The organism is Mycobacterium sp. (assembly GCF_032162605.1).
Classification (GTDB): Bacteria; Actinomycetota; Actinomycetes; order Mycobacteriales; family Mycobacteriaceae; genus Mycobacterium.
In genome coordinates, this window is record NZ_JAVROT010000146.1 from 20,746 (window position 1) to 32,743 (window position 11,998).

15 protein-coding genes are annotated in these 11,998 nt (G+C 68.0%); 2 read left to right on the top strand and 13 right to left on the bottom strand.

The genetic code is table 11. The annotated features are described in order from the left end of the window. Positions 1 to 35: 35 nt before the first annotated feature. From QOI01_RS08905 to QOI01_RS08945, 9 genes are all read right to left on the bottom strand, one after another. Complete coding sequence (locus QOI01_RS08905) at positions 36 to 521, bottom strand: hypothetical protein (RefSeq protein ID WP_526379995.1); 486 nt, start codon at positions 519 to 521, stop codon at positions 36 to 38. Then, the gene (locus tag QOI01_RS08910; RefSeq protein WP_526379997.1) at positions 518 to 1,471 is read right to left on the bottom strand and encodes a DUF4129 domain-containing protein; all 954 of its coding nucleotides are present in this window, start codon (positions 1,469 to 1,471) and stop codon (positions 518 to 520) included. The genes QOI01_RS08905 and QOI01_RS08910 overlap by 4 nt, the downstream gene beginning before the upstream one ends. Before the next feature lie 27 nt (positions 1,472 to 1,498). After that, on the bottom strand, positions 1,499 to 1,624 hold the full coding sequence (locus QOI01_RS08915; RefSeq protein WP_526379999.1) for a hypothetical protein: 126 nt from the start codon (positions 1,622 to 1,624) through the stop codon (positions 1,499 to 1,501). After that, positions 1,617 to 2,252 carry an O-methyltransferase gene (locus QOI01_RS08920; RefSeq protein WP_526380022.1) on the bottom strand — a complete coding sequence of 212 codons (636 nt, stop codon included), beginning with the start codon at positions 2,250 to 2,252 and terminating at the stop codon, positions 1,617 to 1,619. Before QOI01_RS08920 ends, QOI01_RS08915 begins: the two co-directional genes overlap by 8 nt. 71 nt (positions 2,253 to 2,323) lie before the next feature. Further along, the gene (locus QOI01_RS08925; protein WP_526380000.1) at positions 2,324 to 2,815 is read right to left on the bottom strand and encodes a TIGR04338 family metallohydrolase; all 492 of its coding nucleotides are present in this window, start codon (positions 2,813 to 2,815) and stop codon (positions 2,324 to 2,326) included. A gap of 6 nt (positions 2,816 to 2,821) precedes the next feature. Then, positions 2,822 to 3,571, bottom strand: a complete 750-nt coding sequence (locus tag QOI01_RS08930) for a DUF2786 domain-containing protein (RefSeq protein ID WP_526380002.1) — start codon at positions 3,569 to 3,571, stop codon at positions 2,822 to 2,824. 43 nt (positions 3,572 to 3,614) lie between these two features. Next, positions 3,615 to 4,547 (bottom strand): NADP-dependent oxidoreductase, encoded by a 933-nt coding sequence (locus tag QOI01_RS08935; protein ID WP_526380004.1) that lies wholly within the window; start codon positions 4,545 to 4,547, stop codon positions 3,615 to 3,617. Positions 4,548 to 4,563: 16 nt separating this feature from the next. Then, positions 4,564 to 5,589 (bottom strand): alpha/beta hydrolase family protein, encoded by a 1,026-nt coding sequence (locus QOI01_RS08940; protein WP_526380024.1) that lies wholly within the window; start codon positions 5,587 to 5,589, stop codon positions 4,564 to 4,566. A gap of 29 nt (positions 5,590 to 5,618) precedes the next feature. Further along, positions 5,619 to 6,494: an alpha/beta hydrolase gene (locus QOI01_RS08945; RefSeq protein WP_526380006.1), complete on the bottom strand. Its 876-nt coding sequence runs from the start codon at positions 6,492 to 6,494 to the stop codon at positions 5,619 to 5,621. A gap of 51 nt (positions 6,495 to 6,545) precedes the next feature. On the opposite strand from QOI01_RS08945, the gene QOI01_RS08950 reads away from it, so the two are divergent. Continuing rightward, positions 6,546 to 7,568: an RNA polymerase subunit sigma-70 gene (locus QOI01_RS08950; RefSeq protein ID WP_526380026.1), complete on the top strand. Its 1,023-nt coding sequence runs from the start codon at positions 6,546 to 6,548 to the stop codon at positions 7,566 to 7,568. Between the two features lie 121 nt (positions 7,569 to 7,689). Here QOI01_RS08950 and QOI01_RS08955 read toward each other — a convergent pair whose 3' ends face one another. From QOI01_RS08955 to QOI01_RS08970, 4 genes are all read right to left on the bottom strand, one after another. Continuing rightward, a complete protein-coding gene (locus QOI01_RS08955; protein ID WP_526380008.1) occupies positions 7,690 to 7,956 on the bottom strand; it encodes a hypothetical protein in 267 nt (88 codons plus the stop codon). A gap of 61 nt (positions 7,957 to 8,017) precedes the next feature. Then, complete coding sequence (locus QOI01_RS08960; protein ID WP_526380028.1) at positions 8,018 to 9,826, bottom strand: CocE/NonD family hydrolase; 1,809 nt, start codon at positions 9,824 to 9,826, stop codon at positions 8,018 to 8,020. Between the two features lie 108 nt (positions 9,827 to 9,934). Next, entirely contained in the window at positions 9,935 to 10,711 is a 777-nt protein-coding gene (locus tag QOI01_RS08965; RefSeq protein WP_526380010.1) for an SDR family NAD(P)-dependent oxidoreductase, read from the bottom strand. 24 nt (positions 10,712 to 10,735) lie between these two features. Then, complete coding sequence (locus tag QOI01_RS08970; protein WP_526380030.1) at positions 10,736 to 11,185, bottom strand: MarR family winged helix-turn-helix transcriptional regulator; 450 nt, start codon at positions 11,183 to 11,185, stop codon at positions 10,736 to 10,738. A gap of 74 nt (positions 11,186 to 11,259) precedes the next feature. On the opposite strand from QOI01_RS08970, the gene QOI01_RS08975 reads away from it, so the two are divergent. Continuing rightward, the coding region (locus QOI01_RS08975; RefSeq protein WP_526380012.1) for a pirin family protein at positions 11,260 to 11,998 on the top strand (739 nt) is incomplete at its 3' end.

Genomic DNA, 11,998 nt, shown 5'->3' on the forward strand with positions numbered 1-11,998 from the left:
GGTTGAAATCCCCCGGCTTCAGCCCGGGGAGGACGTCAAATCGCCTCCAGGCGTTGCAGGACGTCGTTGAGCACCGCACGCCCGGGCCCCGGTTCGGCGGCGCCGCTGCGCGACACGTTGTCGGGGTCGACCCACACCCACAGTTGCGCACCGAACAGCGCGAGCGCCGTGGCGTGAAAGACGCTCGCATCCTTCTTCTTTCGCTGTCCGGTCGCCAGTTCGAACTGTCTCGCGAGCATCGGGCGCAGATACTTGTCCCAGTCCGACCGGTTGGTGTCGGCGCGGGCGATCAGAATCTCGGTCTTCGACCGCCAGCGCCGCAGGGACTCGGCTGGATCGCGGGCGCGGGTCTCGTCGATCGCGGAGCGGGCGTCGCGGACCATCCACCAGCGCACCGTCAGAAGGACGGCCGCCGCGGCGGCGGTCCCCACCCACAGCACCACGCGCCGATCGGGATGCGACAGCGCGAGCAACTGGGCTCCGATGAGCATCACGACCGCAACCGTCGTCAGCTTCTTCACGCGTGGCTCCGCAGCTCACCGAGCACGTGCGTGAGTACGGCGACCGCCACGTCGCGGTGACCCTCGTCCATCACGTGCGGGCTGAACCGCGCCTCGTCGAACAGGTCGACCAGTCGCGTCGCACTGTCGGGGGCAAGGGCGTGGTGCTCGACCGCGCGAGCGAGTACCTCGGATGCGGTGTCGAACTCGCGGGGGGCGGCGTCCGGCAGGAGTGACAGCTCCCGTTCCATGGCGGCGTAGCAGGCGATGATCGCCTTGCGGGGCTCGCGGCTGAGGTCACCCACCTCCGCGAGGCCGACTTCCGCTGCGCGCGCCAGGGATTCGGATCCGGTCTCCGGCATGGAGTCGTCGCCGGGCGGAGCGGGAGTGATCGGCGCGGGACGGCGCCGACTGTGCGCCGCGACGATCGAGCCCACGACGATGACGAGCAGGAAGATCACCGTCGCCCCGTAGAAGTACCCCAGCAGATCGGAGCCCGTGGCCGGGTCCGGTCGTGGCAGGGCGCTCGCCGAGCCGCTGGGGTCCGGTGACGGGCTTGCCGTCGTCGGCGCGGCACCGGGTGCGGCCGTCCCGTCGGGCCCGCCGCCACCCAGCCCGCCGAGCACCATGGAGAGCAGCAGCCAGCCGAGAATCAGACCGAACGCGATCAATGCGACGCGCCAGGTCGGGCGGCCACCGTCGCCGCGGAGCCAATCCGACCGGCCCGCCACGCGTGGCGCGGCGGCGGCGCGGTTCCGGAGTCGGGTGATCACCGCGACAGCGACGACGCCGACCGCGGCGGCCAGCAGACCGACGACGACCGCCAACGCCAGCGGGTCCTCGGCCGCGGGCTCCCGCGGGCCGGGTTCTGCCCCGGGGAGGTAGCCGCGCAGGGCGGCGGCGGCCACGAACAACAGCGCGACCAGTCCGGTCGCGGCCGCGATCCTGCGTGTCCTCTCCCGAGGCTGCACGGGGCCGACGCTACGCGAGAGGCCCCGTCAGGCGAGGTGTTCGGAGAAGAACGTCAGGATGCGCCGCCAGGCGTCCTCGGCTTCCGGCCGGGAATACGCCAGTCCGGCTACGTTCTCGACGAACCGCAGCGGCCCAGGGGTGATGTCAGGCATCACGCACCACCGCGACGGCGAATCCGTCCCACCCCTTGGTGCCCACGGTCTGGATCGCTGCGGTGTCGAGCCGCGGGTGCTCGCCCATCATCACGAACATGTCGTGCACCCCGCGAGCCTGGTGGTCATCGGGCGCAGGGTCGAGCACGCGTCCCATGCGGGCGATGTTGTCGATCACTACCACGGCTCCGGGTTGCGCCAGGGCGACCGCCCACTCGACGTAGGCGGGGTTGTTCTCCTTGTCCGCGTCGATGAAGAAGAAGTCGAACACCTCGCCCCGCTCGGCCAGTCGCGGGAGCGTGTCCAGGGCCGCGCCGACGACGATCTCGACGCGGCCCCCGACACCTGCCCGGTCGAGGTTCTGACGCGCCACGTCGGCATGGGCCTGCGCGTACTCCAATGTGACGACCCGTCCGCCGGGGCCGACGCCGCGCGCCAGGGCGATCGTGCTGTAGCCGGCGAGCGTGCCGATCTCAAGTACCCGGGTGGCGTGCGAGATGGTCGCGAGCAGCGACAGCAGCTTCGCGTGTTGGGCGGACACCTCGATCTTCGGCATGCCTGCGGCGTCGGCGGCCTCCCGGGCGCCGGTCAACGCTGCGTCCTCGGTGTGCAGCAGTCGACCGAACATGGCGTCAAGGGCGGTGGGATCGGGTTCACTCACGACCTCCACGGTAGTCGGTGCGTTCGTGGCGAGGCTCCCTACATGACGCCTTCCTTCGCGTACACCACCCGCAGCAGGTAACCGACCTCGGCGCCCATCACCGCAGATGCCAGCTCGCAGAATGCCGCCACGAACTCGGGACCGTGCGGTGGATCGTCCCGTGCCACGTGGTGGGCGAGCTCGTGCAGTACCACCAATTCCCTGAGCGCCCAATTCGTTTGACGGTCCGGAACAGCTATGACGGCCGCCTCGGGCGTCCACTCGTAGTGCGCCGCGGTGACCCCTCGCCTGCCTCGCACCGCGACGGGTGTCAGCGCGGGCCAGCGGGCCCGCACGGCCGGCAGGGAAAGGACCTCGTCGACGTAGCGCTGCACCGAATCCACCGCGGCGAACCGTCCCTCCGGGGGCAGCGTCAGCTGTGCTCCGAAGAAGTCGACGGAACGGCTGCCGCGCTCCGCAGCGCGGTCGAAGAGCGTCCGCACGAACTGCTCCGCGGCGTACACCCTCGAGCGCTGCGTGTCCCGCGGCACCGTCCGCTACCGGTCCAATGAGCGTCGTGCGCTGGATAATTCGGTGCTCGGCCCCAGCCGGGCCCGGCGCCCGGCCCTGTCACCGGCCCGTCGAGCCGCCGACGAATAGCCCGCCGAGGCACTGGTGGCACGCCAGGTGCCCCGCGCCTTGGATGCCTCCCGGTAGAAGCTCTTCAGCTCGAGTTCCTTGTTGCGCAACGCGATTGCCGTGCCGGGGCGTTGATCGCGACCCGTGGTGGCAGCCTGCCGGGCCTCCTCGCGCGCCTCCCCGAGCCGCTGTCCGACGCGCGCCCCGAACGCGAGGTGGAAGTTCAACCGGGCAGTGATGGTCGGGGTGGGCCGATGCTCACCGGTGGCGATGTAGGCATCCGACGCCTTGACCATCTGCACCACCAGGCTGGCGTAGAGCGAGTGCGTCGCGTCGATGTCCTCGGTGAACCCGTAGGCGTACACGAACGTCGAGTTGGACGCGACGTCGCACTTCACGTCGTTGGCCATGGCGATCGCGACGAACAGTTGGACGTAGGTGCGCAGCCCCTTGGATCCCGCCTCGCCGATGGTGACCGTGCGCTGGATGGGGACCTGCGCCGGACTCCGCGTCGCGGCATGCGCCCGCGCCACCGCCAGGTCGATCGACGTGGTGGTCGCGAGCCGTTGAGCCGCCGACATGAACGCTTCGGCTTCGTGCGGGTTGTCGGTGTTCTCGGCTTGGCGCAGTAGGGCGGCGATGCGCGCCAGCATCTTGTCGTCAGACACGCGCAATCCCGCTTCGCTTCTCGCTGTTCGTCATAGGCTCAAGTTAGGGAACCAGTACGACTTTTCCGCGGGCGTGCCCGGTCTGCAGATAGCGATGCGCCTCGGCCGCCTCGTCGAGTGGATAGCTCCGATCCACGGTCACGTCCAACTTCCCCCGCGCCGCGAGGTCGATGAGTTCGGGGCGGGAGGCGTCGCGGATCTGCTGACCGCCGTCGGCCTCGGTGAGGACCGCGATGCCCAGCCCGGGCGCCTTGGCGAATCCGGCGATGCTGGCGATGCGGCTCCGGTCGGCGACGAGCTCGACCGATGTGAGCAGGGCTTCATCGGTGCCGACCAGGTCGAGGGCGGCGTCGACGGTGCCGATCGCACGCACCCGGTCGGCCAGACCTTCGCCGTACGCAACGGGTTCGGCACCGTATCCGCGCAGCTGATCGTGCCGTGCCGGGCTCGCGGTGGCGATGACCTTCGCCCCACGGGCGACCGCGAGTTGCACCGCCATCAGCCCGACACCGCCGCTGGCTCCGTGGATCAGCACGGTGTCGCCCGTCCCCACCCGGGTGTTGGTCAACAGGTGCCACGCGGTGCCGCCGACGAGAAGCAGCCCCGCGGCTTGCTCGAAGCTCAGCGATTCCGGCTTGTGTCCCACGTCAGCGGCTCCGGCGACGACCCGTTCGGCGTAGCCACCGCTGATACCGGTGACGATCACCGCATCGCCGACTGTCAGTGGCCCGGTGTATCCGGCCACCCCTGGTGCGACCGCCACGACGACGCCCGCCGCCTCCAATCCGATCGGCATCGGCAGCCTGGCGGGATCGCTACCCATGTCACCGCTGTACAGCTTGTAGTCGAGGGGGTTGGCGCCTGCTGCACGCACGTCGACGAGCACCTTTCCCTCACCTGGCGCGGGCAACTCGACGTCTTGGAGCACGAGGACTTCCGGGCCGCCATAGGCTTCGGCGACAACAGTTTTCGTCACGAGTGGAGTCTAGTCATTACTTGGTGACGAAGCCGTCCAGCGCCGTCACCAGCTGCGGCGCCAGTGGGTCCTGCTTGGCGTAGTTGCCGACGTTGTCGGTCGGGTCGTATCGCAGGACGTGGTTGACGCCCTTGAGTTCGACGACGGTGAGGGCGGTGTGGGCCAGGGCGTCGAAGAGCGGCTTCTCGGCGGTGCACATGCCCTGGATGTCGGAGTCGGAGCAGGTGGTGAGCACGGGCATGGCCGCGGGCAAGCTCGCGGCCATCGCGAGGGGATCGATCGCGTCGGCCTCGACGACGACCTTGACGTTGGACGGGCTGAGGATGGCGCCCAACCCCTCGGGAAGCTGGGCCGGCGCGGTGCGCTTCGTGCGTGCCTCGTCGACCGCGGCGTTCCATGCGTTCAGGACCGCGTCGGCCTGCTGCGGCGTTTTGGCGCCCGCCTTGACGTCGGCGTCGAGCCCGCTGCGCACGCGTGCGGTGATGATGTCGAGGTATCGGCCCGCCAATGGCTGAAAGAGGCCCAGCGAGTGGATCTTTGGCGCGTCCGGCGCAGTGTCGGCGCCAAGCGAGATGGCATGGACCGTGCCCTCCCCCAGCCCGTAGACGGAGATGCGGACCTTGTCGGTGCCCGGTTGGGCTGCAAGGTATCGCACGGCCGCCTTGGCGCCCACGTCGTAGACGGCGCTACCGACGTCGCCCGGGCGCAGCGCGTACGGGCCGAGCCCCGTCTTGCCCGTTCCGGCCTTGTCGTAGCGCAACGTGGCGATGCCCTTGCCCGACAGGTACTCCGCCAGCTGTCGCATGTTGCCGACTGGCCCGGCGACGGCGTTGTCACCGTTGCGGTCGGTGTTTCCGCTCTCGGAGATCAGCAATGCCGCCGGACCGGCAGGGGCGCTCCTGTCGTGCCGGTAGGTGCCGTAGATGGTCAGCCCGTCCGCGGTGAAGGTGACGTCTTCGTCGACCCAACCCTGCGGCTGCGGTGGTGCGGCGTTGTCATTGCCGCCAGACGAGCATCCCGCGACCAGCAGGACAGCGGTCATCAGCAGGAGGAGACGGCGGCCGATGGCGCTCACAGGTGAACCTCGATCCACGACACCACGTCGTCGAGCACCACGGCGCGTTCAGGCTCGTTGAAGACTTCGTGATACAGCGCCGGGTACACCTTCAGGTTGGCGTCGGTGGCGCCGACGCACTCGATCAGGCGGCGGCTGCCCTCGACGGGGATCAACTTGTCCTGCCCACCGTGCACGACGAGCAGCGGCGCGGTCAGGGCGGCCGCGCGCTGCGGCATCGTCTCACCGACCCCGATCAGCGCCTTGGCGATGCCGGCAGGCAGCTTGCCGTGGTGCACCAGCGGGTCGCCCTCGTAGGCGGCGACTACCGCGGGGTCTCGGGACACCGCGTCGGCGGGAAGATTCTCGACCGGCAGGCCGGGCAGGATGCTGCCGAGGACATTTGCGACGAGGATCATCCCCGACGACACCGCGTCCTGGGCGTACACCGCTGGCCCTGACAACACCATTGCGGCGTAGTCGTCCGGATGCTCGACGCCGTAGGCGAAGACGACGCCTCCGCCCATGCTGTGGCCGAGCACCACGCGTCTGAGTTCGGGGTTCGCGGCGGTGGCGATTCCGACTAGGTGATGGAAGTCGGCGGTGTACTCGGAGATGTTCTTGAGGTAGACGCGCTTGCCGCCGGAACGGCCGTGTCCGCGGAGGTCGAGGGCGTACGTGATGAGCCCAGCTTCGCCGAGGCGCTGCGCCACGTGGTCGTAGCGGCGGGCGTGCTCGGCGTAGCCGTGACACAGGATCACGACGCCGGTCGGATCGGTGTGCAGTGCTGATTCCCCGGTCGCGTCGCTCCTGCCCTCCGGAGTCCACATGTCGTAGACGATGCGAACCCCGCCGACCCCTTCGAAGCTGCGTTCGCTGCGGGTTGTGGCCATCAGGGGAGAGTAACGGGCGAGGCTGAACGGGTCAGCCCATGACGGTGTCGTCTGTCACAGGGTCTGGGTAGTCTCGTCTGGGTGAGCGTGCTTGCCGAAAGCTTCGATTCGAAGGACGCCTTTCTCGCCGACGCACAGCGTTACCGGCGAGAGCTCATGGCGCACTGCTACCGCATGACGGGATCGCTGCACGACGCCGAGGACCTGGTCCAGGAGACGTATCTGCGGGCGTGGAAGTCCTACGAGGGCTTTCAGGGCCGGTCGTCGGTGCGCACCTGGCTGTACCGGATCGCCACCAACACGTGCCTGACCGCTCTCGACGGACGTCAACGCAGGCCGCTTCCCACCGGGCTGGGCGCACCCAGCTCCGACCCCACCGCCGACATCGCCGAACACCACGAGATCACCTGGCTCGAGCCGCTGCCCGACACTCCGCGGGAACATCCGTCGGACCCGTCCGTGATCGTCGCGTCCCGCGACTCGGTGCGGTTGGCGTTCGCCGCAGCGCTGCAGCATCTGTCGCCGCGACAGCGGGCGGTGCTGGTGTTGCGTGAGGTGCTGCAGTGGAAGGCAGCCGAGGTCGGCGAGGCGATCGGCATCTCGACCGCGGCGGTCAACAGCCTGCTGCAGCGCGCGCGTGCGCAAATCGATGCGGTGCAACCCAGCCAGGACGACGACATCGCTCCGCCGGACTCACCCGAGGCCCAGGATCTGCTGAGCCGCTACATCGCGGCGTTCGAGACGTACGACATGGACAAGCTCGTCGAGCTGTTCACCGCCGACGCGATCTTCGAGATGCCGCCGTTCGACGGCTGGTACCAGGGCCCGGAGAACATCGTCACGCTGTCCAAGACGCACTGTCCTGCCGAAGGGGCAGGCGACATGCGCTTCCTACGCACCACCGCCAACGGCCAACCCACCGCCGCGCTCTACATGCTCAACCGCGAGACCGGCAAGCACGAGGAGTTCCAGCTGCACGTGCTGGAGGTCCGGCCGGGCGGCGTCGGGCACGTCGTCGCGTTCCACGCCGGGAACGGCCTCTTCGAGAAGTTCGGGCTGCCCGCGACGCTCTAGCCGCGTCAACGACTATGCGGCGTCGGGTTCGGGCCGTGGTCGTTTGGGTTTTCGATGGAAGCGGTTGGTCTTGGGTTGTCGGCTGGGCCGACGGATTTCGCTGGGTACCAAAGTGTTTGGCCTAGTGACTCTTCGTCGTAGCGGCGCCGCGCTTGCCATTCCTCGTCGGACGGGCCTGCGGAGAGGTTGCCGTCTGGCATATCAGGGTGAGCCGGTCGATGTCGGTGGCGCCGTCCGGTGACCAATCGACGAGGTGGTCTACTTCGCTGTTGTAGGCAGGTTCGTCGCAGCCGGACACCGTGCATCCTCCGTCGATGGCGTGCAACAAGATGCGCTGATCGGCTGAGGCCGGGCGTTTGGAGCGGCCAAGGAAAAAGTGGGCGGACACACTTCTTTCCAATTTTCAAACGTACGTCCAATCATGGCAGACGGGTCTGACATTGATCCCGTCAATGGGCGGGGATCACCGGCAGCGTGACGCTCGACGGGTGGGCGGCGTCGTGCAGGATCGTCTGAGTGGCGGTCACGGTGGCGGCGCTCTGACCGAACAGCTCGCCGGTGTTGGGATTGGGAGCAAACTGTGGATAGTCGCTGCTGGAGATCTCCAGCCTGATGCGGTCGCCGGCCCGGTATTCGTAACTCGTCGGCCAGATCTGGATCCGATAGGCGATCGGCTGGTTCGGCGGGACCAGTGTCGGATTCGACAGCGAGTCGCGGAAGGACGTCCGCAGGATCCCGTTATTGAGGTTGACGACCTCGCCGTCGGGCTTGACGACCGCGAGTTTCGCGGTGAAATCGGTGTCAGGAGCTGATGATTCGGCCCAGAGATTGACCGTGGTCGATCCGGTCACCTCGGTGTCGTGCGGCAATGGCGCAGTCGTGTAGACGAGGACGTCGGAGCGCTGTTCGACCGGGGTCTGGTCATAAGGCCCCTGCGGACCGGACTGGGCGCCACAGCAGGAATGGCCGCCCAGGCTCGGCGCGGGGAAGCGCGGATCGTAGGTGTAGACGTCGGGTGGCTCAGCGGCGGGCGGAGCGTCGCCCAACTGCCCCTCGCGGTCGGCGCCACCCGGCCCGGATAGGTAGTACGTCGTCGGATGTGTCTGCGGCAGCGGCCAACTCGTCGCGGTCTTCCAGACGTTGGCGCCCATCAGGAAGTAGTCCACCCGGGGCGTGCCTGCGACGCCGTTGTCCTTTCCCTTCAGGAAATGGTCGTACCAGTCGAGCATGAGCTCGTTGATCGGGCTGTTCGCCACGGCCCCGATCGCCTTCAGCATCGGGGCGGGCTCGGAGTCCGGCCGACCCCAGTCCACGTGATCCCACGGCCCGATCACCAGGCGTTGGTTGTTGCGGGCGCTTTCGTTCGCGCCGTAGGCCACCATGCCCGCGAAGTTCTCCACACCGCCCGCAAGGAAGGCGTCGTACCAGCCCTCGAAGTGCAGCACCGGCACCGTGACCGAGGGATAGCGGTCCCGGATGCTGAACTGCCGCCAGAAGTCGTCGCGCGTCGAGTGGCGGATCCAGTCGAAGTACCACGGCGCCACCGCCGGGTTGTCCGGCTGCATCGGTGGCAGGTCCTTGAACGGACGGAAGTCCAGCCAACGGGTGGGATCGTTTGCGGCAGCAGCGAGTTCATGGACGGTCGCCTGGTCGTTGCGGTTGATGGCCGCAGTCTTCGCGATCGACTCCACGGCCCATGGCAGCACGAACGCCAAGCGGAACTCACCGCCCTCGTAGGTCCACCCGTCGTAGTAGTCCGATGCCGTGTTTGCCGGGACGATGGTGACGAGGTGCGGAGGGGCGGTGACCGCGGCCAGCCATTGCGTCGCACCTACATAGGACGACCCGTACATCCCGACCTTGCCGTTGGAACCCGGCAGCGCCGCGGCCCATTCGACGGAGTCGTAGCCGTCGGTCTGGTCGTGGGTGAACTCGCTGAACGTGCCTGCGGACGCACCTTGGCCGCGGATGTCCTGCACGACGACGACATAGCAGTGCGAGGCGAACCAGTCCGGCGTTTGGTAGCGGTCTCCCGACTGCGCGCCGTACTTGCCGTACTGGGTTCGCATCAGGATCACCGGCACGGGGTCGGAGATTCGCGGCCGGTAGACGTCCGCGCGCAGGACCGTGCCGTCACGCATGGTGGCGGGCACGTCATCCTGCTTGGTCACCGCACATGACCCCCGGCCCGGGTCAGGGGGCCAGGGTCCGCTCGCCGTGCTGGTGCCGCGGTCGCCCGAGCAGCCACTGATCGCCATGGTCAAAGCCATCGCGACGGCGGCCAGTCGAACCGCAACGGGACGCACCCGCTCACGTTAGCCCGGCCGGCTGGGAACGAGAAGGACTGGTAGCCGAGTGCAGTGACGCTACTTCGGTGGCATCCGAATGCCACCGTCAACGCGCACGACCTCGGCGTTCATGTACGAGTTGGTGATCAGCTCGATCACCATCGAGGCCAACTCCTCGGGCTTGCCAAGGCGGTGCGGGAACAGGACCGACTCGCCGAGCTTGGCCTTGAACGCCTCCGATCCCTCGCCCTCACCGTAGATCGGGGTGTCGATCAGACCGGGGGCCACCGTGTTGACGCGGATGCCCACTGCGGACAGGTCGCGGGCGACCGGCAGGGTCAGGCCGACGACGCCGCCCTTGGACGACGAGTAGGCGGCCTGGCCGATCTGGCCGTCGAAGGCCGCCACGCTGGTCATGTTGACGATCGCACCTCGCTCACCGGTGTCGGTGAGCTCGTTGCGGCTCATCGCGGTGGCGGCCAGCCGGATGCAGTCGAAGGTGCCGACCAGGTTGATGGCGAGCACCTTCTTGTAGGCGTCGAGGTTGTGCGCCGAGGCGAACTCGCCGTCCTTGCCGATCGTGCGCTGGGCCCAACCGATGCCTGCCGAGTTCACCAGGGCCCGCAGTGGGCCGAGCTCAGCTGCCGCGTTGACGGCGGACTCGATCTGCGCGGTGTCGGTGACGTCCACGCTGACGAACGCGCCACCGAGTTCCTTGGCGAGGGCCCCGCCGCGTTCTGCCTGTAGATCCGCGATGACGACCTTGGCTCCCTTGGCAGCCAACTGGCGGGCAGATGCAGCGCCGATACCCGACGCGCCACCAGTGACGATTGCGCTAGCTCCGTTGATGTCCACGCAGACACACTAAGCCGACCGGCGTCACCGCTCCCGCAGCCGTCCCAGCACCAGCGACGTCCAGCCATCCAAGGCGCGGAGCTCGGCAGGACCGATGCCGTCGAACACGAGGTCGCGCACCAGGTCGGCGTGCCCCTGCGCCGACGACGCCAGCGCCGACCCGCCCGCGTCGGTCAGCTCGACGGTGGCGCCTCGGCGGTCGTCGTCCGCCCCGTGACGCTCGATGAGCCCGCGGGACCGCATCCGCCTGAGTTGATGTGAGAGCCGGCTCTGTTCCCAGCCCAACCGGTCACCGAGTTCGTTGACCCGGCACGCGTCACGCTCGTCGAGCGCGACCAGCACGTCGTAGTCGGCGAGCGAGAGCCCACAGTCGCGCTGCAGTTGACGATTCATCTCCATCTGGAGCTTGGCGCTCATCGCCAGGTAGTTGCGCCACACCCGCTGCTGGTCTTCGGACAGCCACATGGAATATATGACACATCATTTAAGTTGTCGTGTCCAGTGACAGCAACCTAGGCTGGCAATGATCTCGCAAGGAGCTCTACGAAATGACCACGACCGACATCGTCGACATCCGCCGCGCTGCAGACCGCTCCGCCACCAAGATCTCTTGGCTGGATTCCAAGCACTCGTTCTCCTTCGGCGGCAACTACGACCCCGCCAACACCCATCACGGACTGCTGCTGGTCAACAACGACGATAGGGTCAGGGCTGGCGCGGGTTTTGAGACGCACCCGCACCGCGACATGGAGATCGTCACGTGGGTGCTACGCGGATCGCTGATGCACCAGGACTCAACGGGCCATTCCGGCGTCATCTATCCCGGTCTGGCGCAACGGATGTCGGCGGGCCGCGGCATCATGCACTCGGAGAAGAACGACTCGTGGACCTTGACGGGCGAGGGCTCACACTCCGAACCCGTGCACTTCGTCCAGATGTGGGTGGTGCCCGACGAGGCAGGCATCACGCCCGGCTACCAACAGCTCGAGATCGACGACGAGTCGTTGCGCGGCAAGTTTGTGACCATCGCCTCGGGCATGCCCGAGTACGCCGGCGACGCCGCCATCACCATCAGCAACAAGTACGCCGCACTGCGCGGCGCGCGGCTCGAGGCCGGCGACAGCGTGGAGTTGCCGCAGGCGCCCTATCTGCACCTGTTCGTCCCACGTGGTGAGGTGGTGCTGGAAGGCGCGGGCGCACTGCACGAAGGCGACGCCGTGCGATTCACGGCATCCGGTGGCCAACGGGTTACCGCGACCGAACCATCGGAAATCCTGGTCTGGGAGA

What these genes read in the sequence shown, in the direction of transcription:
- QOI01_RS08920 (WP_526380022.1), bottom strand. Translation starts at nt 2,252, where the DNA reads ATGTTCGGTCGACTGCTGCACACCGAGGACGCAGCGTTGACCGGCGCC.
- QOI01_RS08915 (WP_526379999.1), bottom strand. Translation starts at nt 1,624, where the DNA reads ATGCCTGACATCACCCCTGGGCCGCTGCGGTTCGTCGAGAACGTAGCC.
- QOI01_RS08940 (WP_526380024.1), bottom strand. Translation starts at nt 5,589, where the DNA reads ATGACCGCTGTCCTGCTGGTCGCGGGATGCTCGTCTGGCGGCAATGAC.
- QOI01_RS08945 (WP_526380006.1), bottom strand. Translation starts at nt 6,494, where the DNA reads ATGGCCACAACCCGCAGCGAACGCAGCTTCGAAGGGGTCGGCGGGGTT.
- QOI01_RS08960 (WP_526380028.1), bottom strand. Translation starts at nt 9,826, where the DNA reads ATGGCGATCAGTGGCTGCTCGGGCGACCGCGGCACCAGCACGGCGAGC.